Raw genomic sequence first — 22,920 nt, 5'->3', positions numbered from 1 at the left:
CGGTTTTTATCTGAAATCCCGAAAGACGCCGCATCCCTTGCGGCCCTGACGAAGGAGAAAATGATGAAAACCCTGACGACCCTCACCGCCGCCCTGTCCCTGACCGCGCTCCCGCTGCTCGCCCATGAGCATGAGGACCACGGCGCGCCCGACGCCGCTGCGGTCGAAGCCGCCGCCGAAACGCTGGGTCTGACGGACACCACCGTTCAGCCCGAAGCCCGCGGCCCGGACCTGATCGGCACACTGCCCGGCGGCGCGCAGGTGGAACTCGATTTTCATCAGGATGGCAGCGTCGAGGAGATCGAAGCCGCCGAGAACAGCTACGCTCCGATTGCCGAAGTCGCGGACCTTCTGCCCGACGCTCTGAAAGACGCGGAGCGCTTCCCGGTCGATGGCGAATTCGAGTCCATCGACATGGACAAGGACGGGTTCGACATTGAGGGCCGCGACGCTGACGGCACCCGGTTCGAAGCCGAGTATGACGCCGAAGGCGCGCTTCTCGAATGGGAAAACGAGTAACCGACCATTTGGTATGTAACGCCGGATTTTAACGACTTTTTAAGCTTAACATACCGTTTGGTCTGTTTCTCAAACGGCCAGCCGCCGCGCTGGCCGTTTTCGCGTTTGCGGGGGTTTGGGCGCAGGATAGGGATTGATCCAGCGCCGCGCGCCCTTTATCCCCGCGTGTCAATGAATGGCGCGACGGAGGCAGCGTGACGACAGCGGACGGATCCATCACAGACGGCGCGACAGCGCAGGTCCAGCCGTCCGGGATCACCCTGTCCGATCTCACCTATGCCATTGACGAAAAACCCATTTTGCACGGCCTCACCGCGACCCTCACCGCCCGCCGCATCGGCATCGTCGGGCGTAATGGCTCCGGAAAATCCACCCTCGCAAGGCTCCTCGCCGGGCTCATCGCCCCCAGCAGCGGCACCGTTTCGCTCGGCGGCATCGACCCCGCCAAGGACCGCAAAGCCGCCCTCCGCCATGTCGGCATCCTCTTCCAGAACCCCGACCACCAGATCATCTTCCCGACCGTGATCGAAGAGATCACATTCGGCCTGCGCCAACTCGGGAAAAGCAAGGCCGAAGCGGAGGCCAGCGCGCGCCAAACCCTTGAGAGTTTTGGCAAATCCCACTGGCAGGACGCCCACATCACCGCGCTCTCCCAAGGCCAGAAACACCTCCTCTGCCTCATGGCCGTAAGCGCCATGCAGCCGCGGATTATCCTTCTCGATGAACCCTTTACGGGTCTCGACCTGCCAACGCGCCTGCAACTGCGCCGCTATCTGGCGCGCTATAAGGGCCAGCTGGTGCATATTTCTCATGAGCCAGAAGACCTTAGCGATTACGACCACGTCCTCTGGCTGGAGCAGGGCCGGATCGCCCAAAGCGGCCCGGCAGCGGCGGTTCTGGCCGCCTATGTCACTGAAATGACACGGCAAGGAGGCGAGGATGATCTCACTGACCTCCCCGGTTGAGATCTGGGCGCACCGGCTCCCCGCAGGCGCGAAACTCGCCGCGCTTTGCGCCGCGACACTGGGGCTTTTCTTCATCCAAAACCTCCCGCTGCTGGCGCTGATCCTGCTCGCCATTCTCGGCCTCTACGCCTCCGGCGGTCACCTCTTCCTGCGCAGCGGACTGCGCCAACTCCTTGTTTTGTGGCCGTTTTTGCTGATCATCGCAATCTGGCACCTCTGGACCGGCGCGATTTCCGAGGGCGCCGTGATCCTGCTGCGAATCCTTTCCGCCGTTGCGCTTGCGAATTTCGTCACCATGACGACGCGGCTTTCGGATATGATGGATGTGCTGCATGTGCTGACCCGCCCGCTGGCGCGGTTCGGCCTGAACCCCAAGGCGCTGGAGCTGGCCGTCGCGCTGGTGATCCGCATGACGCCGGTGCTGGCCGAGAAGGGCGGGCGGCTGAACGAGGCCTGGCGCGCCCGTTCGCCGCGCCGCGCCGGATGGCGGATCGTGCTGCCCTTCGCGGTGCTGGCGTTGGACGATGCCGACCATGTCGCCGAAGCGCTCCGCGCGCGCGGCGGAATTGAGATTTCAAAGGAGAGTTAAATGGAAAAAAATGTCACCATGATCGCCCTGTTTGCGGCGCTGATTGTCGCTTTGGGGATCGTCCCGCCGATTGCGCTCGGCTTCGGTGTGCCGATCACGGCGCAGGGCCTCGGCGTGATGCTGGCCGGAACCGTGCTTGGCGCCAAACGCGGCGCGCTCGCGGCGCTTCTGGTCGTGCTTCTGGTCGCCCTCGGCCTGCCGGTCCTATCAGGCGGGCGCGGCGGTCTCGGCGTCTTCGCAGGCCCGACCGTCGGCTTTCTCGTCGGCTGGCCGCTCGCCGCCTTCGTGACCGGCTGGATCACCGAGCGCTGGCAAGGCCCGCCGCTCGCCATCGTCGCCGGGATCGCGGCGGTCATCGGCGGCATCGGCGCGATGTATCTGACCGGCATCATCGGCATGGCCATCGTCCTCGAGAAAACGCTGCTCGAAGCCACGATGCTCATGGTCGCGTTCATTCCGGGCGATCTGCTGAAAGCCGCGATTGCCGGAATGCTGACCTCGGCGCTGGCAAAAGCGCGGCCCGCGAGCGTGCTGTCGCGGGTGCATTGAGAGCGCCGTAGCCGGGGAGCGCAGAACTGTTCTGCGCTCCTGATGGCTTGGCAATCTTTAGATAAAGCAAGCGCGGCCCGACAACGGGCGCGCTTTCATTTTATTGATGGTTCGCGCGTGTTTTCTGCGTTCGCAAGTATGCCCCTTGCGCGCTGACGCACCGGTTCATCGACCATAGCGCCATCCACCATGACCGCCCCGTCTCCGGAAGCCAGCACTTTCTGAGCCCAAGCGATGTCGGCTTCGCTTGGGGCGAAGGCGCGTTTGACTGCGGCGATCTGTTTGGGATGGATGCAGAGCTTGCCCGTCATGCCGAGGCTGCGGGCGTGCGCGGCGTCGTCATGGCTGATCGAGAGGTCGTCCAATTGCACCGTGACCCCGTCAATCGGTGCGGCGATCCCGGCGAGTTTTGAGGCCAAAACCAACTCGCTTCGCGCAGGCAGAAGCCCCTCCCGGAGATGGTCGCAGCCGAGATCTGCGCAAAAATCGACCGAGCCAAAGGCCAAGCGATGGACACCCGGCGCGGCGGCGATCTGGCGCGCATTGGCGAGGCCAGTGGCGGTTTCGATCAGCGCGATGACGGGCACGGAGACGCTGTGCGCGACAGACCGCACGGCGGCCGCGGTCTCGGATTTTGGCAGGATCACCGCGTCGGGGCCAAGGGCGATCACGGCCTCAATGTCCATCGCGTTTGCCGGCGTGCCAAGCGCGTTGATTCGCACGATCACGGGCAGGTCGGTGAAGTCGGTCCGCAGGGCGGCGCGCGCGGTATCCTTCGCATCGGCGGGGACGGCATCCTCAAGGTCGAGGATCACCGCATCCGCACCGGATAACGTTGCTTTTTCAAAACGTTCTGGCCGATTGGCCGGGACGAATAACGGCGCGCGCAATGTGGCGATCTCTACCATGACGCCTTGGCCTCCATCGCAACGGGGCCGTCGGTGTAACTTGTCCAGAGCCGAAGGTTGCTCCCGTCCTCATCGGCGTTCAGCGTGAAGTCGGCAATGTCGAAAAGGGGAGAGAGCGAGCGGAAGTCGAAACGGGCGGGCGGCGCGCACCGCAGCTTTGCCGCAAGATGCACCAGCATCGTCGCTTGCAGCGGGCCGTGGACGATCAGGCCGGGGTAGTTTTCCTCGTTTCGGACATAGGGAGAGTCGTAGTGGATGCGGTGGCCGTTGAAGGTCAGCGCTGAATAGCGGAAGAGAAGCGGAGCGGAGGGCGCGACGACTGTGCGGTGTGCACCGGGTTTCGCGGGTTCGGGCGCAGCTTTCGGACCGCTTGCGGCTTCGGCGGCGCGATAGACGATGTCCTGCCGCTCCTCGATGGCCAGTCTTGTTCCGCTGTGGATGCGGTGGTCCACGGTGACGAAACAAAGCGTTCCGCTGCGGCCTTCTTTGACGGACACGTCGCGGATGGTCGAGTGGCGTGTGACCTTTTCGCCGACGCGAATATCGTCGTGAAAGGTGAGGGCGCCACCAGCCCACATGCGGCGCGGCAGGGGGACGGGTGGAAGGAAGCCGCCGCGCGCTGGGTGGCCGTCGAGTCCAAGGCTTTGGGTTGGGACTGCGGGCGGGGCCACGCAAAGGTGGATCATCAGCGGCGCGACGTCACCGTTTTGGGGCGTGCCGTCCTCATCGAAGGTCGCTTTGAAGCGGGCTGCCATAGCTTCGGTCAGAAGCTCGGACTGGATTTCCTCGTTGCCAATCCATTGGCGCAGATGGTCGATGTCGATCATGGTTTGTGTCCTGTCTCGCCGATGCCGGGCACAGCGCCATAGCGCCGCTCTTCGCCGACAAAAACCACGGCCGGTGCGGGATAGCTGACCGGGCCGTTTGGTGTGTCGACCGTGATGCGACGCAGCTCCGTATGGTCCGAAAGGCCCGCCATATCGTTGACCCGCGCGAGCGCGACATCGGCCTCAAGCAGCATCTCGACGGCATCGCCGCCATGGAGATCGGCAAACCGCGCGGCGATGAGCGCATCGGTCTCCGCGCGGTTGGCGACCCGCGCGACATTGGTCTCAAAGCGTGGATCTGTGCCCATATCCGGGCGGCCCAAAAAGGTGTCGCAGAGTTTCCGCCATTCGCGATCGCTTTGGATCGAGATCAGGATCTGCGTGCCATCGGTGCAGGTGAACACGCCATAGGGGGCGATGGAGGGATGTGCGAGACCTAGGCGTTTGGGGGATTTGCCACCCTCGTGATTGAGGAGCGGGACCGTCAGCCAATCCGCCATCACATCGAACATCGAGACCGAAATTGTGGCGCCTTCTCCGGTGATGCCGCGGCGGATGAGGGCTTCGAGAATGGCCGAATGGGCGGTCGCGCCCGTTGCGATATCGACAATCGAGATGCCGACACGCGCCGGCTCGTCCGGGCCGCCCGTGATCGAACACAGGCCCGACTCGGCCTGAACAAGCAGGTCATAAGCCTTGCGATCCGCCATCGGCCCGGTTTCGCCATAGCCCGAAATGGAGCAGGTAATCAGCCGGGGGTGATCCGCCGCGAGCTTCTCGAAGCCGAAGCCCAAGCGAGCCAAGGCGCCTGGTTTGAGGTTCTGCACAAGGACGTCCGCCTCTGAAAGCAGGTCTGACAGCGCGGCTTTGCCCTCGAGGGTCGACAGATCGACAACGCGGCTTTCCTTGCCCCGGTTCAGCCAGACAAAATAGCTTGCCTGTCCCTTCGCCACATCATCATAACCGCGTGCGAAATCCCCTTCAGGCCGTTCGATTTTGATGACGCGGGCACCCGCATCCGCCAGCCGCGACGTGGTGAATGGCGCGGCCACAGCCTGTTCGATGGCGATGACGGTTAATCCTTCCAGTGGCAGGGCCATCAGAAGGACCTCGGCAGGCCAAGCATGTGTTCGGCGACATAGCTGAGGATGAGATTGGTCGAAATCGGCGCGACTTGATAAAGCCGCGTTTCGCGGAACTTGCGCTCGACATCATATTCATTTGCAAAGCCGAAGCCGCCATGGGTCTGGATACAGGCATTGGCCGCTTCCCAACTCGCCTTGGCCGCGAGATATTTGGCCATGTTGGCCTGAGCCCCGGAGGGCTCGCCCGCGTCGTAGCGGCGGCAGGCGTCCCACCGCATCAGGCTGGCCGCCTCGATCTCGATGAAGGATTCAGCAATGGGAAATTGCACGCCCTGATTTTGCCCAATGGGACGCCCAAAAACGACGCGCTCATTGGCGTAGGCCGTTGCCTTGTCCGTGAACCAGTAGCCGTCACCGATACATTCCGCCGCGATCAGCGTGCGTTCCGCGTTCAGGCCGGTCAGGATATATTTGAAGCCTTGCCCTTCCTCGCCGATCAGGTTCTCGGCGGGAATTTCCAGATTGTCGAAGAACAGCTCATTGGTCTCGTGATTGACCATGTTCGCAATCGGTTTGACCTCCATGCCGCTTTTCATCGCCTCCTTGATATCGACGATGAAGATCGACATGCCCTCGGATTTTTTCTTGACCTCAGGGAGCGGGGTCGTCCGTGCGAGAAGGATCATCAAGTCCGAGTGCTGCACCCGACTGATCCAGACTTTCTGGCCATTGATGACGTATTTGTCGCCCTTGCGCACGGCGACGGTCTTGATCTTGGTAGTGTCCGTTCCAGTGGTCGGCTCGGTCACGCCCATGGACTGGAGGCGCAGCTCGCCGCTGGCGAGTTTTGGCAGGATCTCCTGCTTCTGCTGCTCGGAGCCGTGCCGGACCAGTGTGTTCATATTATACATCTGGCCATGACAGGCACCGGAATTGCCGCCCGCGCGATTGATCTCTTCCATGATGACCGATGCTTCGGTCAGGCCCAGACCCGATCCGCCATACTCTTCGGGGATCAACGCGGCCATCCAGCCCGCTTTTGTCAGCGCATCGACAAAGGCTTCGGGATAGGCGCGTTCCTCATCAATTTTGCGGTGATACTCGTCCGGGAATTCGGCACATAGCGCGCGCACGGCGTCGCGAATGTCCTGAAAGTCGTCGCTGTTGTGATCATACATTGGGGGTCCTCCGGCGTATCCAAAGCAGTGAGCTGCTTCTTTTCCGGGATCATCGGATGTTATAACGCATAATTCAAATAGCTGAATGGCCTTTCAGATATGCTTTTAGGGTATGGATGGAAATGCGCTTCGATTTTCAATCTGTCCCGCCGCCTGTGGATTGCAGCAGAAGTTTGCCAGCGACGGCGTGAAATGCGGCTGACGCTTTTCGCAATGCTGCCATCGTTCGCGGTAGCAGGGCACATAACAAAACTGCCCGCGCATGTTTTGCAGGGGCAGTTTCGTTCATGTCAGCAGGATGAGCCGCTTCAGGTCAGACCGGGTCCCAGCAGAACACATCGGCAGACACATCCAGCGGCATATAGCTGGCTTTCAGCGAGGGGATGGCATGGCTGGCCACGCTCGCCAAATCCCAGCCCTCGCCGCGATGGACCGAGCGCGTCGGGCGGGGTTGGGAGATCAGGAAGATCTCATTGTTGCGCACGGCGAAGATTTGTCCCGTCGTGTCAGCCCCTTCGTCAGACGCGAGATAGAGCGCGACGGGGGCGACTTTCTCCGGCTTCATCTCTTTCATCCGGTTGACGCGCTCTTCCTGCTCAGGGCTGTCGACCTTGATGGACGAGGTCATGCGGCTCCACGCGAAAGGCGCGATGCAGTTTGAGCGGATGTTCCATCGCTGAAGGTCCAGCGCCAGAGACTTCGACAGCGCCGTGATCCCGAGTTTGGCGGCGGAGTAATTTGCTTGCGCAAGATTGCCGATCAGCCCCGAGGTCGAGGTCATGTGGATCAGGCTTCCCGAGCCTTGCTCGCGCATCACATCGGCGGCGGCGCGGCTCACATTGAACGTCCCGTAAAGATGAACCTTCACCACCGCGTCGAAATTCTCATAGGTCATCTTGTGGAAGAACTGGTCACGCAAGATTCCCGCGTTGTTCACCACCGCATCAAGGCGTCCGAACGCATCGGTCGCCTGTTTCACCATAGCCTTGGCGCCGTCGGGGTCCGAGACATCATCACCGTTTGCGACGGCGCGCCCGCCGATGGCTTCGATTTCGGTGACCGCATCCTGTGCGGCAGCGCTCGATTCACGCTGACCGTCAAGGGATGCGCCGATGTCGTTGACGACGATTGCCGCTCCGGCGCGGGCGGCCTCCATCGCGATTGCGCGGCCAATGCCGCCTCCGGCTCCGGTCACCAACATGACCTTGCCGTCTAAGGGTTTGGGATCAGACATATCTCCTCCTTTTCGTCATGAACGACGGTTGTCTCTTATGCGGGTTCAATCTTGGTGGGCTGGGCGACCGAAGACGCCCCGCTCGATATCTTGTGCGGCCTTTGCCAAAGCCTCGCCAACCGCGTCGAGATTCTCCTCGGTCTGCTGGCCGGTGATGGTGATGCTGCTCATGCCAAGCCGCGGCACGCCTGCGGCATCCCGCGACAGCGCGGCGACAATGTCGAGCCCGCGGAACAGGTTCCCGCGATCCCGCGCGATTCCACTGGCGCGTGCGGCTTCCACGTCCGCCCAATAGGCCTCGAATGCCGGCGCATCCTGCCAGCGCACGCCATCATAGCCCTTGCGCGTCTGCGTCTTGTCCAAGCCCATGGAGGCGGCATAAACGCGGCCAATGGCGCCCGCAAAGACCGGCAAGCGGCTGCTGCGCGCCATCACGGCCTGCACGATGTTCGGCGCCGTGATGCGGTCGATCAGAACGATTCGTTCGTTTGTTGTGATCTGCCAGAGGGCGATGGCCACGCGGTGCTCCTGCGCGATGGCGGTCAGGGTCGGGCGGATAAGGTCGGCGGGATTCGCGCCGAGCAGGGGCGCTGCGAGTTCCAGGAGCCCCATGCCGATCACGTATGTTTTCGAGTCCGGATCGAAACTCAGAATACCCTCATGGGTCAGCGTGCGCAGAATATTGAAAACCGACGACACGTTTAGCCCGGCTTCGCGCGCAATCTGCGTTGCGCCCATGGGCCGCCCGCTCGTCGCCAGCATCCGCATAATGGTTGCGGCGTTCTCCACCGCTGGCACCAGTTTTTGTCCGCTATCGCCGTTCATAAAATTTCCCTGACAGAATGATATTTACTATAGAGAATTTTTTTGCTAGAGCAAGAGGAGACTGAGATCATTCTGTGGGAGGAATATGATGCCGTCAGGTGTGGATGATGATGTGTTCGAACAGCTCGTTGAAACGGTCAGCCGGTTTGCGCGCGAGCGCCTCATTCCGGCGGAGCGCCGGGTGGAAGAAGAGGATGATATTCCTGACGAAATCATCACCGAGATGAAGGAGATGGGCCTTTTCGGCCTCTCGACCCCAGAGGAATATGGCGGCGTCGGACTGAATGTGCCGCAGGAAGCGCGGCTGATTGAGGCGCTGTGCTATGCGTCGCTCACCTTCCGGTCGCTGATCGGCACCAATGTCGGCATCGGCTCGCAAGGCATCGTCATGGATGGCACGCCTGAGCAGAAGCAGACATGGTTGCCGGGGGTCGCGAGCGGCGACGTGATCGCCTCTTTCGCGCTCACCGAGCCCGACAATGGATCGGACGCCGGCGGGATCCGCACCTCGGCGAAGAAGGACGGCAGCGATTTCGTGATCAACGGCACCAAGCGCTATATCACCAATGCGGTGCGCGCGGGCGTGTTCACGGTCTTTGCCCGCACGGATGCGAGCAAGCCAGGCGCGGATGGTGTGTCGGCCTTTATCGTGCCTGCGGATACGCCGGGCATCACCGTCGCCAAGCCGGACCGCAAGCTTGGCCAGCGCGGGACCAAGACCTCGGATGTCATCTTTGAGGATGTTCGCATTCCCGAAACGGCCATCATCGGCGGCCCGGACAATCTCAATCGCGGGTTTCGCACGGCGATGAAGGTGCTTGACCGGGGCCGGATTCACGTCGGCGCGATGGCCGTGGGACAAAGCCAGCGGATGCTCGATATTGCGACGGACTACGCGCTGGAGCGCAAACAGTTTGGCAAGCCGATTGGTGAGCATCAGCTTGTGCAGGGGCTTTTGGCGGATTGTCAGGCCGAGCTTCAGGCGGCCCGTGCGCTCGTCCGCGCGACAGCCGATACTTTTGATCGCGAAGGCAAAGCCATCGTTGAGGCCGCGTGCACGAAATATTTCTGCACGGAAGCTGCCGGACGGATCGCGGACCGTGCGCTACAAATCCATGGCGGCGCTGGCTATATGGCCGAATACGATATCGAGCGGCTCTACCGCGATATCCGGCTGCTGCGGATCTATGAGGGCACGAGCCAGATCCAGCAACTCGTCATCGCGCGCCGGATGCTGGCCGAGCGGTCTGCCTGATCATGGCCGAGACCCGGACCCGCACGGCTGAAGAGATGCCGCCGCAATCCGCGTTTTCGCGTCTGCTCGGGATCGAGGTGGACAGATGCGTCCCGGAGGAAGTGGTCTGCCGGATGCGCGTGACCGAGGAAATGGGCAACCGTAACGGCGTTCTGCATGGCGGCGCGCTGATGGCGTTGGCCGACACCGCAGCAGGATCGTCGGCCTTTATCAACAGCCCGGTTGAGGTTTCGAACACCACGGTGGAGGCCAAGACCAATTTCATCAGACCTGTGAGCGTCGGGGACGTGGTCACGGCGCGCTGCGTGCCGGTCCATGTCGGCCGCAAGACGGTGGTGCTGCTGGTCACGCTCACGCGCACGGATGGCAAGATCGTCGGCACAACATCGCAGACCCATCTGTTTCTGGGGTGGGAGGACTGACGATGACAGGAGGAAAAGACATGAGTGAGCTCAGCGAAAGCGATATTTCCAAACTTGGCCCGCAAGCGGCCTATGAGGCCTATCTGGCCCAAGGGCGTTTCATGATCCAGCGCGCGGCGAGCACGGGCGAATATGTGTTCTGGCCCAAAGTGACCTCGCCGACCGGGGCAACAGATCTCGAATGGGTCGAGGCGAAAGGTACCGGCGAGATCTACGCCATCACCGTCAACCGTGCGCGGGCCGGGTCGTGGAATGTGGCGCTGATTGAACTCGATGAAGGGGTACGCATGATGTCGACGCTGCCCGAGGTGGAAACGGCCGAGATCGGCGCGCGGGTTGCCGCGCGGATCGAGAGTGCGGAAGACGGCCCGCGGGTGGTCTTCGATCTGACCGGGGAGGACGCAGTATGAGCAAAGACAGTATGCGTGGAAAATCGGCTATCGTCGGGATGGCGACCGCAGGTGTCGGTGAGGCGCCGGGCTTTTCGGCGATCGAACTTCTCGGTCAGGCGGCGGTGAAGGCCGTGAAGGATGCTGGCCTGAACTTGCAGGATATTGATGGCGTGTTCGCCGCGACGAGCAGTCACGCGTTTCCGACCATGAGCGTCGTTGAATATCTCGGCCTCAAGCCCCGTTTCTTTGATGGAACAAATGTGGGCGGCTCCAGCTTTGAGATGCATTTGCTTCAGGCGACACTGGCGCTTGAGGCGGGGCTCTGCGATGCCGCCCTTGTTTGCTATGGCTCGAACCAGCGCACGGCTGGGGGACGGCTGGTCTCGATGAGTGAGCCGCAATGGCATGAGACGCCCTATAATCCGCGTCATCCGATCACCGCATACGCTTTGGCGACCAGTCGGCATATGGCGGAATATGGCACGAGGCGCGAGGATCTTGCCGATGTCGCGCTGGCCGCGCGGGGCTGGGCGAACCTCAATCCCGAGGCCTTTGCGCGCGGGCCGCTGACCAAGGATGAGGTGCTGTCGTCACGCATGATTTCGGACCCGCTCAGCAAAGCGGATTGCTGCCTGGTGACCGATGGCGCCGCCGCTTGCGTGCTAGTGCGTGCGGACCGGGCAAAGGACTTGCCCGGCAAGCCGGTTTATTTCCTCGGTGCGGGCGGGGCAAATTATCACCGCTCGATTGTGGCGATGCCGGATCTGACGACAACAGCCGCCGCCGAGAGCGGGCCGCGTGCCATGGAAATGGCGGGCGTCAACCACAAAGATGTTGATGTCGTGATGCTCTATGACGCCTTCACCATCAACACCATTCTGTTCCTTGAGGACCTTGGCTTCTGCCCCAAAGGAGAAGGCGGGCGTTTTGTGCAGGACGGACGGATTGCGCCCGGAGGTGAATTGGCCGTGAATACCAATGGCGGCGGGCTCTCCTGCGTGCATCCGGGTATGTATGGTATGTTCCTGATTGCCGAGGCCGTTGCGCAAATTCGCGGGGATGCGGGCGAACGCCAGATCGAGGATTGCAACATTGCGCTCTGTCACGGCAACGGCGGAACACTGTCGAGCCAATGCACGGCGATCCTCGGGTCGGAGGCGGTGCTATGAGCGACCGCGCCTTGATCGACGGGCTCATCGCGCCAAATTCGGTGGCCGTCATCGGTGCCTCGGAAGACCCGTCTCGGATTGGGGGGCGGCCAATCGCGGCGATGCTGAAGGCTGGCTATGAGGGCCGCATCCTGCCGGTGAACCCAAAACGCGAAACGGTGCAGGGGCTGCCCTGCTATGCAAGCGTTGATGATCTGCCGGAAGCGCCGGAGGCGGCGCTCATCGCGGTTCCCGCCAAACTGGTGCTGCCGACGATCGAGGCGCTCGGGCGCAAGGGGTGCAAAGCCGTAACCCTTTTTTCGGCGGGCTTTGCGGAAACCGGAGACGAGGGCGAGGCGGCACAGCGCGAAATCGTCGCGCTGGCGGCGAAATATGACATGCGCTTGCTCGGGCCGAACACGCTTGGCGTTTATAATGTCGATATTGGATATTACGGCACGTTCTCGTCATCGCTCGACACGGGCTTTCCGCTTCCCGGCAACATTGGGATCGCCAGCCAGTCCGGCGCTTTCGGGGCGCATCTGGGCGCGCTTGCGCGGGACCGGGGTCTTGGCTCATCGGTGCTGATTACCACGGGCAACGAAGCCGACATCACGGTCGCCGACGGGATTCGTTGGATGGCCGAGAGCGACACGATTGACGTGATCTGCACCTATATGGAGGCGGTGAACGACGCGCCGGCCTTGCTGGAAGCGCTCGACATCGCGCGCGCTGCGGGCAAGCCGGTGCTGGCTTTGAAATCCGGGCGTTCGGAGGTGGGCGCACGCGCCGCTGCGTCGCATACTGCGTCGCTCACGGGGGATGCGGTTGTGGCCGATGCGGTCCTCTCGGATCACGGTGCAATTATCTTGCGCGATCCGGAATCCATGATGGACATCGCTTATGCGGCCTCCAAGAAAGTGCTGCCGACGCGGCACGCGCTGGGCGTGGTGACGGTCAGCGGCGGGGCGGGGATTGTGGTCAGCGATGAGGCCGAGCGGATCGGTCTGCCCATGCCGGTCATGCCCGAGGAGGCGCAGGCGAAGCTTTTGGAGCTTCTGCCCTACGCGTCGGCGGTCAATCCGCTCGATTGTACGGCGCAGGCGCTGAACGAGCCGGCGCTGCTGGAACAGTTCACGCGCGCGGGATTGGAAGATGGCGGTTACGGGGCCGTGCTGTGTTTTCTGACCTATGTGGCGGGGAGCGACAAGCTTTCGAAAGTTATCCTAGAGGCGATGGCACCGCTGCGGGCTGCCTATCCCAACCGTATCATTGCGTTCTGCGCGCTGGGCGATCCTGAGGTGCTGCGCCGCTATGACGACGCCGGGATCCTGATTTTCAACGATCCTTGCCGTGCGGTTCGCGCCATCAATGCGGTGTTGCAATTTGGTGCCGAGCAGGCCGGTGCGCGGCCGCCAGCCCTGCCGAAAGCCAAGCCGGTAACGTTGCCCGCGGCGAGCCCGGATGAAGCCGAGGCCAAAGCGCTTCTCGCCGAAGCGGGTATTGCACCCGCGCCGGAGCAGGCCGTGCGCAGCAAAGAGGACGCGGTCACGGCGGCAGAGGCCTTCGGCTATCCGGTTGTGATGAAAATTCTGTCCCCGGATATCTTGCACAAATCGGATATCGGCGCGGTCAAACTCGACATTACCTCTGCAGACGAGGTGCGCGCTGCTTATGACGATATTCTCGCGGCCGTCGCTGAGCGCGCACCCGATGCCCATGTGAGCGGGATCCTTGTTGCCAAGCAGCTCTCGGGCGGGGTCGAGTGTCTGATGGGCATCAACAGGGATCCGACATTCGGGCCGGTCGCGGTGTTCGGTCTTGGCGGGATTTTCGTGGAGCTTCTCAATGATGTGGCTCTCCGTGCTTGCCCCTTCAGCCCGGAGACGGCGCGCGAGATGATCCTGTCCATCCGCGGCGCGGCGATCCTGCAAGGAGCGCGCGGTACGAAACCAGCAGACATTGATGCGCTGGCCACTATGCTGTCCCGTCTGTCGTTCTTTGCGGCTGGCGCAGGCGAGCGGCTGACCTCGATTGATCTCAACCCGGTTCTCGCAATGCCAAATGGAGAGGGCGTCTTTGCCCTCGATGCGGTGATCGAGATCGACGCGACGCAGGGGGATAGCGATGGCCATTGATTACGAACATCTTCTGAATTTCGACATTCCCGAAGTGCGCCAAAGTTATGGACACGAAGACGTGGCGCGCTTTGGCCTGACAGTCGGCATGGGGCAGGACCCATTGGACATGCGGCAACTGCCCTATGTCGGCGCTCTCGCAGATGATGTGCGCGCCATGCCCGCCATCGTCAATGTGCTCGGCCATCCCGGCTTCTGGCTTGGCAACCCGGAGACCGGTGTTGATGCGCTGAAACTCGTCCATGGCGAGCAGGGCATTACGATCCACCACCCGATCCCGTCAGAGGCCACCATCGTGGGCAAAACCCGCGTCACGGGGTTGGTGGATAAGGGCGAAGGACGGGGGGCGCTGCTTTACTATGAAAAGGAGATCCGCGACGCCGAGACGGGTCTTCATCTCGCGACGTGCCGGGGTACGACGTTCCTGCGGGGCGATGGCGGTTTTGGCGGTCCGGACGGACCGGTCAAACAAGCGCATACGCTGCCCGACACTGAGCCGGATCATATTTTTGAGACGCCAACGCGCCCGGAACAGGCGCTTTATTACCGCTGGAACGCCGATCCCAATCCGCTGCATCTCGATCCGCGCGTTGCGGCCAAGGCAGGGTTTGAGCAGCCTATTTTGCACGGTTTGTGTACATTTGGCTTTGCCGCACATGCGCTTCTCGCAACGCTCTGCGACTATGAGGCGGAGCATTTCGGCTCGATGGATGCGCGTTTCACGTCCGTCGTCTATCCCGGCGAAACGCTGCGCACTGAGATCTGGAATGACGGGTCTTTCCGCACGCGGGTCCTGGAGCGGGACAAGATTGCGATCGGAAACGGATTGTTCAAACGGAGGGGATGATATGGCGATCGACATCACAACGCATGACGATGGTCTCAGGATCATTACGCTGAACGAGCCGGAGCGACGCAATCCGATCGGTCACGCGGCGCGGCTCTCGCTTCGCGAAGCTCTCAGCGAGGCGGCAACGGATGATGCGGTCCGCGCGGTGGTTCTTACGGGCGCAGGCGGACATTTTTCAGCCGGGGGCGATATCCGCGATCAGGGAGAGCGCAGCATCGCGGCGCATCGTGAGCGCTTCGCTGTGATATCGGATATGGTGATGCGTATCGTCCGCTTTCCCAAACCGCTCGTCGCGGCGGTTGAAGGATGGGCCGCAGGCGGCGGATTTGCGCTTGCGATGGCCTGTCCCATTGTGGTGGCCTCGCGTGAGGCGCGTTTCACGGCGGCCTTTACCAAGATCGGTTTGATCCCGGATATGGGCCTGCTTGCGACATTGTTGGCACGGATCGGACCCGCGAAGAGCCGGCGCCTGATGCTGGATAACCGCGTCATTGATGCGGAAGAGGCGCACGGTCTCGGGATCTGTGACGCCTTGGCGAGCCCCGCCGAGGCGGTGGCAATGGCGAGCGAGTTAGCGCTGAAGGAGGCAGAGGTTGCGCCGCTGCCGCGTCAGTTCATCCTTGATTGGTTCGCTCGGGACGTGTCGGCCGCGCTGGACTATGAGGCGGCGATTCAGCCGATGCTGATCAACAGCGCGGACGCTGCGGAGGGCAGGGCGGCCTTTGCTGAAAAAAGGCGGCCGCAGTTCAAAGGATGTTGAGCAGGGCGCGACGATCACGTGAGAGCGCGAGTGGGGAAGACGACCGCGCGCCGAAATCCGCGACGCTCTGTCGATTGATGATGGTCGCCATCATGGTGTCTGCCATCCTCCTGATCTTCGTTGACTCGCGGATCGTGACGAGCTTGGGGGTCGCCGCGCTGTGCCTCTATCTTTGGCTGACCCGCCGCCAGTTTGGCTTCGGAACCTGGGTGCCGGTGCTCATGGCGCTGACCGTCTTTGTTTTGGCGCTTGCGCAGCGTGTGGACCCGGCCGCGCTCTGGCAGGGGGCCGACAGAATGCTGTTTCTCGCGGCACTTATTGCCACACTGAGCACCTTGCGCTCAGCGGCGGCGATTGCGCCCGAAGTGCATCGTGCCGGCCTTTTCGTCACCGGCCAACCCGCCTCGCGGCGTTATCTGGCGATGACGTCCGGCGGGCATCTCTTTGGCGTGCTGATCAATTTCGGCGGGCTGGCACTTCTCTTGGATATCGCCAAAAGATCCATGTCTTCGGAAGCCGCGGCGCAGCTTCCGCCAGACGCGCGCGAGACCCGCCTGAAACGGATGACGATGGCCATCGTTCGCGGTTTTGCCCTGATCTCTCTCTGGTCGCCCTTCGGTTTCGCCACTAATGCGATTTTGATTGCTGTTCCGGGGCTAAGCTATGCGAATTTCGGGCCCATAGGCTTCGCGATGTCCTTCGTTTTTATCGCAATTGGCTGGGCTTTTGATCGTGTGGATGGCTGGCGCTTCCGCAAGCTGGGGCTCCCGCGCCCGTCGCCGCCACCGGGGAGCTGGACAGGCGCCGTGGCGCTTGTCGCACATGTTTTTGCGCTCGGACTTCTGGTGTTTCTGGTCCATGAAGTGAGCGCGCTCAGCTTTCAGCAAGCGCTGGTCTGCGTGGTGCCCTGTTACGCGATTGTCTGGGCGGGGATGTCGGCGCGTGAAACGCCGGGCGGCCCCGTGTCGGGGGTCACAGGGGCTGCGCGCGCGACATGGGAGCGGCTGTCGGCAATGGGCTCCGAGGTCGGGGTCTTTGCGTCGGCAGGTTTCTTGCCGGTGGTCCTGTTGGGACTGATCCCCGCCGAGGAACTTCGGGCCGTCATCTCGGGCATGGGACTCGGCGCGATCTCGGTCGCGCTCGGGATCTCGGTTGCGATTGTCGCGCTGGCTCTTGTTGGGATGAACCCGATTGTGGTGGCCTCTGTGCTTGGCGCGATCGCGGCGCAAGTGACGGTGCCGGGGCTGAGTGACGCGGCCATCGCGCTAGCCATTACCGGTGGCTGGACCGCCGTGATCGGGCTTTCGCCGTTCATCACGACTTTGGTTCTTACCGCGAGTATTATCGGACGCAGCACTTTCACCGTCGGTTTGCGCTGGAATGGCCTTTACTGTCTGTCCATTCTCACGGTCTGGTCGCTCATGCTGGCGATGCTGATAAGATTTGGCTGGATATAGATGCTGGTGCTGGCACCGCTCACCTGCCGCAGCACAGGTCGGGTTGATTGAACCGAGCGCGGGCGGATCACCCAGCCCTAAAGCGTTGTGCCGGGCCATTTCCCCGACGTAACCATCTTGTGCATCTCCGACGTTAGGAAATCCGCAAAGCGCGTCGTTAGCCGTGAGCCGGGACGGTTCAGCGGTGTCATCAAAACGAGCGTTCGGTTCATGGGTTGCTCAATGATCGGCCTGGCGATCAAGCGGCCTTCGCGCATGTGGTTGATGACGCTGACGAGTGGCAGAATTGTGCTTCCGAGATTGCGCTCCACAAAGGCGAGCATCGTGGGCAGAATGTCGATTTCCAGCACCACGTTCAGATCGAGATTTTCATTGCGCGCGATATCTTCGATCCGGCCGCGCAAGCCATGCTCAGGATTGGGCAGGATAAGCGGATGCTCCAAAGCGTCCCGCGCCTTGATTGGAACACCGTCGCGCGCGCCGTCGATGCCCGCGGGCTGTATTAGGAAAAGCTGTTCGATCAGGATCGGCTGAAACTTGATGGAAGGGGACCGTTGGCCTTCGTAAGCCACGCCGAGATCAATTTTTCCGCGCAGCAGCCAATCCTGCACATGGCCGCTAAAGCCCGAGGTGATGCGCAGATTGACATCCGGGAATTCTTCCAGTGTCCGTTCGATCAGGTGGGTTGCGAGGATTTCTGAAACGGTTGGGGGAAGGCCAAGGGTCACTGTGCCGGAAAGATGCGCGCGATTGCCAGAAATCTCTCCGGCAAGCTCCTCTACATCCTCAATAATCGCCTTGGCTCTATGGGCCAGCCGAATGCCTTCCTCCGTCGGCATGACACCGCGCCCGTGACGACGCAGCAGCGCCACTCCAAGCTCTTCTTCGAGAGCTTTAACCTGACGGCTCAGGGCCGGCTGCGCCATGTTCAGATGTTCAGCGGCAGAGGTGATGCTGCTCAGTTCGACCACTTGAATAAAGTTTCGAAGCTGGCGGAAATTCATTCATGCCTCATGTGTATCTCTGTTATATCTATAATGCATTTGAATCATGAGTGCCAGTGCGACACTGTCAGAGACAGGGGAAGGAAAGTTCGGCCAACTGTCGCTCTAAAAGAGCGATATCGGGACAAGAACAGAAAACTGAAAACAGGCCATCGAACGCCTTTCTTTACACAGGGAGGAATATATGAAGACCAAACAGAAATTTGGGGCTGCCGTTGGTGGTCTGATGACGATTTGTGCGTTCACCGCATCAGCGCAAGACCTGCCGGATACGATGGTATGGTCGTCCTACGATGTGGGTTCGGCCGGCTATGCGGAGGCGTCGGCGATTGCAGATGCTTTGGGCAAAGAGTTTGGAACGCGCGTCCGCATCCAGCCGTCGGGTAGCGGCATCGGACGTTTGCAGCCCTTGCTTCAGGGAAGCGCAGATTATGCTTTCCTCGCCACCGAGGCATTTTTCATGTCCGAAGGGGCATTTGACTTCGCCACACCTGAATGGGGGCCGCGCGAGCTGCGCGCCGTTGCAGGGCGTCCGGCGGGCATTACGCTGATCGCAGCGGGCGATGCGGGGATCGAGACGGTCGCCGATGCACGCGGCAAGCGGATCGCTTTTGTCGCGGGCAACCCGTCAGTGAATGTGAAATGCGAAGCCATTCTGGCGTTTGGCGGTCTCACGCTCGACGATGTTGAAGTGGTGACCTTCCCGACCTATGCGTCGGCCATGTCGTCGATGACGCGCAACGAGTCCGACGCGACCTGCACCACGCCGACCACAAGTCAGCTCTATGAATTGGCGGAAAGCCCGCGCGGGATCTATTACGCGCCGCTGGAGGCTGATAACGCCGAGGGCTGGGAAGGTCTGTTGAAAGTCCTCCCTATTATGGGGCCATCCGACGAGGATGTGGCCGCGGGTCTTGCTGAGGGTGAGATCGCCAAGATGGCGGCTTATCGTTACCCGGTGATCACGACAACGGTCGATAAATCTGCCGACGAAGTCTACGCCTTCATCAAGGCGCTTGATGAAACCTATGATCTCTACAAGAACGGCACCGCGACCATGGAGCGCTGGACGCTGGAGATGTCGGGAAAGCCGGCCATTGATGTGCCCTTCCATGAAGGCGCTGTGCGCTATCTCAAGGAAAAAGGCATCTGGACCGAAGAGGACGATGCCTGGAACGCGAAACGCACCGAGCGTATGGACGCGCTGGTTGCCGCGTGGGAAACGTTCAAACCTGAAAATGAAGGTCTCTCGGAAGAAGAGTTCGCCGAAGCCTGGATGGCGCACCGCGCAGAAGTTGTGAGCGGGCTGGAATAAGCCGCCGACGTGGTGATTGTTCTCCGGCGGTCAAGTCGCCGGGGAACCGCATTGACCTGATCAGGATGAGATCATGACCTCTGAAAAAAACACCGGGGTTGCCGCGACGGATGGAGTCGCTGCACCGCAAGAGCCCGAAACCGCAATCCAAAAGACACTCCGTCTCATCGTGATGGTGCTGGGCGCTCTTGGGATCCTCATGGCGATCAACCAGCAATTTCTTCTGAATATCTTAGGATTTCAGCCACTTGGGAATGCGTATCTTTATTATCTGATCGGGATCTTTCTGGCGCTGGCCTTCCTGACTCTTCCCGCGAGCGCGAAAAATCCCGACCGCTTTTGGTTGCTCAACATGATCCTCGCCATTGCGGCGCTCGTCAGCGCGGGCTGGCTGGGGTTCCATGGCCTTGATATCATCCAGAGGGGTTGGGAGTATGATGCCCCGTTGACCGCGGACATCATGTCGTCGGTGCTCATCGTTCTTGTTCTTGAGGGGGTGCGCCGCGCGGGCGGGCCGATCCTGCTCTTTACGGCGCTGATTTTTGGTGCCTATCCGCTTTATGCAGATTACATGCCGGGATTTCTGTGGGGCACCGAATACTCGCTGGTCAGCACCATCCGGGCGCATGTGCTTGGGGTGGAGTCGATTATCGGCATCCCGATGCAGGTGGTCGCCGAACTGGTCATCGGCTTTGTGATCTTCGGATCGGTTCTGGTTGCCACGAAGGGAAGCGACTTCTTCATGGAACTGGCTTCGGCCCTATTGGGACATAGCCGAGGCGGGCCGGCCAAGGTGGCCGTGATGGGCTCGGGCATTCTCGGCTCGCTCTCAGGAAGCGTCATATCCAACATCCTGACCTCGGGACCGTTCTCCATTCCAACAATGCGCCGCGTCGGCTATCCGGCACATTACGCGGCGGCTGTGGAAGCCTGCGCGTCTACCGGTGCGACGCTCATGCCACCCGTGATGGGGACCGTCGCCTTCGTCATGGCGTCGTTCCTCGGGGTGCAGTATTCCACCATCGTGATCGCCGCGGTGATCCCGGCGATCCTGTTCTATGTCGCGCTGCTGTTTCAGGTGGACATGTATGCGGCGCGCCGCGGCTTGGAGGGCCTGCCGCGTTCGGAGACGCCGCCGATATGGCCCGTGCTGAAGAGCGGCTGGCCTTATCTCTTGAGCCTCGCCGTTCTGATCTTCGTCCTCATGGGGCTCAGAATGGAAGCGCGTTCGCCCTATTACGCTTCGGTCGTCATGCTTGTCGCCACGGCCTTTCGCAAGGAAACCCGCATTGATTTTCGTCGGTTCAAGGATCTGCTTCTCGATACCTCGCTGAACATCGCCAGTCTCGTCGCGGTTCTCGCTGGGATTGGTCTTGTTGTCGGCGGCCTGTCCTACACGGGTGTTGCTGGGGCGTTCTCCCGCGAACTCCTGCTCTATGCGGGCGGCAACACGGCGCTGATGCTGGTTGCCGGTGCTGTCACAAGCTTCGTGCTCGGCATGGGGATGACCGTAACGGCCTGTTACATCTTCCTGTCGATCCTCCTGGCGCCCGCATTGGTACAAGCTGGGCTCAACCCGATCGCCAGCCATTTGTTCATCCTGTATTGGGGGATGCTGTCCTACATCACGCCGCCCGTGGCGCTGGCCGCGATCACCGCTGCGAATGTCGCGGGCTCCAAGCCGATGAAGACGGGTTTTCACTCCATGCGTCTTGGGATGCCACTCTTCGTGCTGCCCTTCATCTTCGTCTACGATCCGGCGCTGATCATGGATGGCAGCTGGATACAGATTATTGAACGTGTCGGTCTGACGGTGTTGGCGATCTGGGCGATCACCTCCGCCTTCGAAAGTTGGATCTACAAAGTCGGGCGGATCGACATTGTGAGCCGCATCGCCTTCGGGGCCGGTGGCATTCTCATCCTGTTCCCGGAACTCACGACCAGCCTGATCGGTGCGGGGGTTCTCATTGGTGTCATCGTGGTGAACCTTGGCCTCGTGCGACGCCGTGGCGCTGCGGGAGAATAGGCGAGCAGATGGACAAAAGACTGGAGAGCTTGGCGCGCGCAGTGAAACCGGTAACGGACGGCGCGGTGGTGATGATCGGCGGGTTCGGGTCCTCCGGCATTCCGTTCGGATTGATCGACGCGCTATTGGAGCAAGGCGCCACCGGGCTCACCGTGATCTCGAACAATGCCGGGGCAGGGGAAAGCGGGATCGCCAAACTGCTCAAGGCGGGCCGCGTCGCCAAGGTGATCTGCTCCTATCCGCGAACGCCGGGATCAATCTGGTTCGAGAAGCGCTTCAAGGCGGGCGAAGTCGCGCTTGAGGTTGTCCCACAAGGCACTCTGGCGGAACGGATGCGCGCAGCCGGTGCGGGATTGGGCGGGTTTCTGACCCCAACGGCCTACGGCACGCGTTTGGCTGACGGCAAGGAAACCCGCGTGATCGATGGACGTGGCTATGTTTTAGAGGCCCCATTGCCGGCAGACTTTGCGCTTATTCGCGCAGAGCGCGGCGATAAATGGGGGAACCTGAGCTTTCACGCCACCGCGCGAAATTTCAATCCGGTGATGGCGATGGCTGCGAAACACGCCGTGGCAGAGGTCCGCGAATTGAGCGACGATCCTCTCGATCCCGAAGCCGTGGTCACGCCCGGCATCTTCATCAAGAGCATCGTCGAATACGGGGTAAGACCATGACATTGAATGCACTCGACGATGCGCAGCTGGCCGCCCGCGTGGCGCAGGATATTCCCGACGGTTCCTATGTGAACCTGGGAATTGGCAAGCCGACGCATGTCTCGGGTTATGTGCCAGAAGGTCGCGAGGTGATTTATCATTCCGAAAATGGTCTGCTCGGTGTTGGGCCGACTCCCGCTGAGGGCAGTGAAGATCTCGAACTGATTGACGCCAGCAAACGCTATGTGACCGCAGCAAGGGGCGCCGCTTATTTTGAACACACGGACAGTTTTGCCATGATGCGGGGTGGCCATATCGATATCGCTGTTCTGGGCGCCTATCAGGTTGCCGAGAATGGTGATCTCGCAAATTGGGCAACGTTGGACGAGACATTTCCACCGGCCGTCGGCGGGGCGATGGACCTGGTCGTCGGCGTGCCGAAAATTTTCGCGATGATGCGGCACGTCAATCGCGACGGGAGCCCCAAGATATTGAAGCAGTGCACCTATCCTTTGACGGGGCTTGGCGTTGTGAGCCGGATTTACACGGATCTTGCGGTTCTTGATGTCACGCCTGAGGGTCTCAGACTGGTGGAGCTGACCGATGGCAACAGTCTCGAGTCCGTCCAAGCCGTGACAGAGGCGCGGATTCTGGCGTGATGGGGGTCGGATCGGTTGCGAATGCGCGCATTCAGCGTCCGCGAAAATGACGCGTCATTTCGGACGGATAACGACATGATGATAGCGACGCGAATAAAATCCGACGTCGTTTGGAGCGAAGAGACATGACACGACAAACGGTCATAAATGCACTGTCATCTG

Annotated in this window: 23 protein-coding genes; 16 read left to right on the top strand and 7 right to left on the bottom strand. The window is 61.3% G+C overall.

The window, feature by feature from the left end:
• Window positions 1-63 precede the first annotated feature (63 nt).
• The 4 genes from ACMA5I_RS06210 to ACMA5I_RS06195 all read left to right on the top strand — a co-directional run bounded on the left by ACMA5I_RS06210 (window position 64) and on the right by ACMA5I_RS06195 (window position 2,622).
• Window positions 64-519: a hypothetical protein gene (locus ACMA5I_RS06210; RefSeq protein WP_525885370.1), complete on the top strand. Its 456-nt coding sequence runs from the start codon at window positions 64-66 to the stop codon at window positions 517-519.
• 194 nt (window positions 520-713) lie between these two features.
• Window positions 714-1,484 (top strand): energy-coupling factor ABC transporter ATP-binding protein, encoded by a 771-nt coding sequence (locus ACMA5I_RS06205; RefSeq protein ID WP_525885369.1) that lies wholly within the window; start codon window positions 714-716, stop codon window positions 1,482-1,484.
• Window positions 1,459-2,073, top strand: coding sequence for an energy-coupling factor transporter transmembrane component T family protein (locus tag ACMA5I_RS06200; protein WP_525885368.1), 615 nt, complete (start codon window positions 1,459-1,461; stop codon window positions 2,071-2,073). The genes ACMA5I_RS06205 and ACMA5I_RS06200 overlap by 26 nt, the downstream gene beginning before the upstream one ends.
• On the top strand, window positions 2,074-2,622 hold the full coding sequence (locus ACMA5I_RS06195) for a biotin transporter BioY (protein WP_525885367.1): 549 nt from the start codon (window positions 2,074-2,076) through the stop codon (window positions 2,620-2,622).
• 95 nt (window positions 2,623-2,717) lie between these two features.
• On the opposite strand, the gene ACMA5I_RS06190 is transcribed toward ACMA5I_RS06195, so the two are convergent.
• The 6 genes from ACMA5I_RS06190 to ACMA5I_RS06165 all read right to left on the bottom strand — a co-directional run bounded on the left by ACMA5I_RS06190 (window position 2,718) and on the right by ACMA5I_RS06165 (window position 8,679).
• Window positions 2,718-3,530 (bottom strand): HpcH/HpaI aldolase/citrate lyase family protein, encoded by an 813-nt coding sequence (locus ACMA5I_RS06190; protein ID WP_525885366.1) that lies wholly within the window; start codon window positions 3,528-3,530, stop codon window positions 2,718-2,720.
• The gene (locus tag ACMA5I_RS06185; protein ID WP_525885365.1) at window positions 3,524-4,357 is read right to left on the bottom strand and encodes an HTD2 family dehydratase; all 834 of its coding nucleotides are present in this window, start codon (window positions 4,355-4,357) and stop codon (window positions 3,524-3,526) included. The genes ACMA5I_RS06190 and ACMA5I_RS06185 overlap by 7 nt, the downstream gene beginning before the upstream one ends.
• Window positions 4,354-5,457 (bottom strand): CaiB/BaiF CoA transferase family protein, encoded by a 1,104-nt coding sequence (locus ACMA5I_RS06180; protein ID WP_525885364.1) that lies wholly within the window; start codon window positions 5,455-5,457, stop codon window positions 4,354-4,356. Before ACMA5I_RS06180 ends, ACMA5I_RS06185 begins: the two co-directional genes overlap by 4 nt.
• The gene (locus ACMA5I_RS06175; protein WP_525885363.1) at window positions 5,457-6,620 is read right to left on the bottom strand and encodes an acyl-CoA dehydrogenase family protein; all 1,164 of its coding nucleotides are present in this window, start codon (window positions 6,618-6,620) and stop codon (window positions 5,457-5,459) included. Before ACMA5I_RS06175 ends, ACMA5I_RS06180 begins: the two co-directional genes overlap by 1 nt.
• 313 nt (window positions 6,621-6,933) lie before the next feature.
• Entirely contained in the window at window positions 6,934-7,854 is a 921-nt protein-coding gene (locus ACMA5I_RS06170) for an SDR family oxidoreductase (RefSeq protein ID WP_525885362.1), read from the bottom strand.
• A gap of 45 nt (window positions 7,855-7,899) precedes the next feature.
• The gene (locus ACMA5I_RS06165) at window positions 7,900-8,679 is read right to left on the bottom strand and encodes an IclR family transcriptional regulator (RefSeq protein WP_525885361.1); all 780 of its coding nucleotides are present in this window, start codon (window positions 8,677-8,679) and stop codon (window positions 7,900-7,902) included.
• Between the two features lie 88 nt (window positions 8,680-8,767).
• On the opposite strand from ACMA5I_RS06165, the gene ACMA5I_RS06160 reads away from it, so the two are divergent.
• The 8 genes from ACMA5I_RS06160 (at window position 8,768) to ACMA5I_RS06125 (ending at window position 17,101) form a co-directional block, all read left to right on the top strand.
• Entirely contained in the window at window positions 8,768-9,934 is a 1,167-nt protein-coding gene (locus ACMA5I_RS06160) for an acyl-CoA dehydrogenase family protein (protein WP_525885360.1), read from the top strand.
• Window positions 9,935-9,936: 2 nt separating this feature from the next.
• Window positions 9,937-10,356 carry a PaaI family thioesterase gene (locus ACMA5I_RS06155; protein ID WP_525885359.1) on the top strand — a complete coding sequence of 140 codons (420 nt, stop codon included), beginning with the start codon at window positions 9,937-9,939 and terminating at the stop codon, window positions 10,354-10,356.
• A 20-nt stretch (window positions 10,357-10,376) separates the two neighbouring features.
• Window positions 10,377-10,766 (top strand): Zn-ribbon domain-containing OB-fold protein, encoded by a 390-nt coding sequence (locus tag ACMA5I_RS06150; protein WP_525885358.1) that lies wholly within the window; start codon window positions 10,377-10,379, stop codon window positions 10,764-10,766.
• Window positions 10,763-11,917 (top strand): thiolase family protein, encoded by a 1,155-nt coding sequence (locus ACMA5I_RS06145; protein ID WP_525885357.1) that lies wholly within the window; start codon window positions 10,763-10,765, stop codon window positions 11,915-11,917. The genes ACMA5I_RS06150 and ACMA5I_RS06145 overlap by 4 nt, the downstream gene beginning before the upstream one ends.
• Complete coding sequence (locus ACMA5I_RS06140; protein WP_525885356.1) at window positions 11,914-14,034, top strand: acetate--CoA ligase family protein; 2,121 nt, start codon at window positions 11,914-11,916, stop codon at window positions 14,032-14,034. The genes ACMA5I_RS06145 and ACMA5I_RS06140 overlap by 4 nt, the downstream gene beginning before the upstream one ends.
• The gene (locus ACMA5I_RS06135) at window positions 14,024-14,881 is read left to right on the top strand and encodes a MaoC/PaaZ C-terminal domain-containing protein (protein WP_525885355.1); all 858 of its coding nucleotides are present in this window, start codon (window positions 14,024-14,026) and stop codon (window positions 14,879-14,881) included. Before ACMA5I_RS06140 ends, ACMA5I_RS06135 begins: the two co-directional genes overlap by 11 nt.
• Before the next feature lies 1 nt (window position 14,882).
• Window positions 14,883-15,644, top strand: a complete 762-nt coding sequence (locus tag ACMA5I_RS06130) for an enoyl-CoA hydratase/isomerase family protein (protein ID WP_525885354.1) — start codon at window positions 14,883-14,885, stop codon at window positions 15,642-15,644.
• A 92-nt stretch (window positions 15,645-15,736) separates the two neighbouring features.
• Window positions 15,737-17,101, top strand: a complete 1,365-nt coding sequence (locus ACMA5I_RS06125; RefSeq protein ID WP_525885353.1) for a hypothetical protein — start codon at window positions 15,737-15,739, stop codon at window positions 17,099-17,101.
• Window positions 17,102-17,178: 77 nt separating this feature from the next.
• Here ACMA5I_RS06125 and ACMA5I_RS06120 read toward each other — a convergent pair whose 3' ends face one another.
• Entirely contained in the window at window positions 17,179-18,105 is a 927-nt protein-coding gene (locus ACMA5I_RS06120; RefSeq protein ID WP_525885352.1) for a LysR family transcriptional regulator, read from the bottom strand.
• Between the two features lie 184 nt (window positions 18,106-18,289).
• Here ACMA5I_RS06120 and ACMA5I_RS06115 point away from each other — a divergent pair, with 184 nt between their 5' ends.
• The 4 genes from ACMA5I_RS06115 to ACMA5I_RS06100 all read left to right on the top strand — a co-directional run bounded on the left by ACMA5I_RS06115 (window position 18,290) and on the right by ACMA5I_RS06100 (window position 22,758).
• Window positions 18,290-19,420, top strand: coding sequence for a TAXI family TRAP transporter solute-binding subunit (locus ACMA5I_RS06115; protein ID WP_525885351.1), 1,131 nt, complete (start codon window positions 18,290-18,292; stop codon window positions 19,418-19,420).
• 73 nt (window positions 19,421-19,493) lie between these two features.
• On the top strand, window positions 19,494-21,446 hold the full coding sequence (locus ACMA5I_RS06110; protein WP_525885350.1) for a TRAP transporter permease: 1,953 nt from the start codon (window positions 19,494-19,496) through the stop codon (window positions 21,444-21,446).
• An 8-nt stretch (window positions 21,447-21,454) separates the two neighbouring features.
• The gene (locus ACMA5I_RS06105) at window positions 21,455-22,120 is read left to right on the top strand and encodes a 3-oxoacid CoA-transferase subunit A (protein WP_525885349.1); all 666 of its coding nucleotides are present in this window, start codon (window positions 21,455-21,457) and stop codon (window positions 22,118-22,120) included.
• Between the two features lie 2 nt (window positions 22,121-22,122).
• Window positions 22,123-22,758, top strand: a complete 636-nt coding sequence (locus tag ACMA5I_RS06100; RefSeq protein ID WP_525885660.1) for a 3-oxoacid CoA-transferase subunit B — start codon at window positions 22,123-22,125, stop codon at window positions 22,756-22,758.
• Window positions 22,759-22,920 lie beyond the last annotated feature (162 nt).

This window comes from Jujubicoccus corallicola (assembly GCF_047345645.1).
GTDB lineage: Bacteria > Pseudomonadota > Alphaproteobacteria > Rhodobacterales > Rhodobacteraceae > JBLEFH01.
The sequence above is the reverse complement of the archived record's forward strand: the minus strand, read 5'-3'. Positions and strand labels throughout refer to the sequence as shown.

Bases quoted from the DNA above. Each gene is read 5' to 3' on its own strand.
- ACMA5I_RS06165 (WP_525885361.1), bottom strand. From the start codon at position 8,679: ATGAACGGCGATAGCGGACAAAAACTGGTGCCAGCGGTGGAGAACGCC.
- ACMA5I_RS06175 (WP_525885363.1), bottom strand. From the start codon at position 6,620: ATGTATGATCACAACAGCGACGACTTTCAGGACATTCGCGACGCCGTG.
- ACMA5I_RS06145 (WP_525885357.1), top strand. From the start codon at position 10,763: ATGAGCAAAGACAGTATGCGTGGAAAATCGGCTATCGTCGGGATGGCG.
- ACMA5I_RS06155 (WP_525885359.1), top strand. From the start codon at position 9,937: ATGGCCGAGACCCGGACCCGCACGGCTGAAGAGATGCCGCCGCAATCC.
- ACMA5I_RS06125 (WP_525885353.1), top strand. From the start codon at position 15,737: ATGGTGTCTGCCATCCTCCTGATCTTCGTTGACTCGCGGATCGTGACG.
- ACMA5I_RS06195 (WP_525885367.1), top strand. From the start codon at position 2,074: ATGGAAAAAAATGTCACCATGATCGCCCTGTTTGCGGCGCTGATTGTC.
- ACMA5I_RS06150 (WP_525885358.1), top strand. From the start codon at position 10,377: ATGAGTGAGCTCAGCGAAAGCGATATTTCCAAACTTGGCCCGCAAGCG.
- ACMA5I_RS06120 (WP_525885352.1), bottom strand. From the start codon at position 18,105: ATGAATTTCCGCCAGCTTCGAAACTTTATTCAAGTGGTCGAACTGAGC.
- ACMA5I_RS06110 (WP_525885350.1), top strand. From the start codon at position 19,494: ATGACCTCTGAAAAAAACACCGGGGTTGCCGCGACGGATGGAGTCGCT.
- ACMA5I_RS06105 (WP_525885349.1), top strand. From the start codon at position 21,455: ATGGACAAAAGACTGGAGAGCTTGGCGCGCGCAGTGAAACCGGTAACG.
- ACMA5I_RS06210 (WP_525885370.1), top strand. From the start codon at position 64: ATGAAAACCCTGACGACCCTCACCGCCGCCCTGTCCCTGACCGCGCTC.
- ACMA5I_RS06160 (WP_525885360.1), top strand. From the start codon at position 8,768: ATGCCGTCAGGTGTGGATGATGATGTGTTCGAACAGCTCGTTGAAACG.
- ACMA5I_RS06170 (WP_525885362.1), bottom strand. From the start codon at position 7,854: ATGTCTGATCCCAAACCCTTAGACGGCAAGGTCATGTTGGTGACCGGA.
- ACMA5I_RS06130 (WP_525885354.1), top strand. From the start codon at position 14,883: ATGGCGATCGACATCACAACGCATGACGATGGTCTCAGGATCATTACG.
- ACMA5I_RS06185 (WP_525885365.1), bottom strand. From the start codon at position 4,357: ATGATCGACATCGACCATCTGCGCCAATGGATTGGCAACGAGGAAATC.
- ACMA5I_RS06180 (WP_525885364.1), bottom strand. From the start codon at position 5,457: ATGGCCCTGCCACTGGAAGGATTAACCGTCATCGCCATCGAACAGGCT.
- ACMA5I_RS06135 (WP_525885355.1), top strand. From the start codon at position 14,024: ATGGCCATTGATTACGAACATCTTCTGAATTTCGACATTCCCGAAGTG.
- ACMA5I_RS06140 (WP_525885356.1), top strand. From the start codon at position 11,914: ATGAGCGACCGCGCCTTGATCGACGGGCTCATCGCGCCAAATTCGGTG.
- ACMA5I_RS06200 (WP_525885368.1), top strand. From the start codon at position 1,459: ATGATCTCACTGACCTCCCCGGTTGAGATCTGGGCGCACCGGCTCCCC.
- ACMA5I_RS06115 (WP_525885351.1), top strand. From the start codon at position 18,290: ATGAAGACCAAACAGAAATTTGGGGCTGCCGTTGGTGGTCTGATGACG.
- ACMA5I_RS06190 (WP_525885366.1), bottom strand. From the start codon at position 3,530: ATGGTAGAGATCGCCACATTGCGCGCGCCGTTATTCGTCCCGGCCAAT.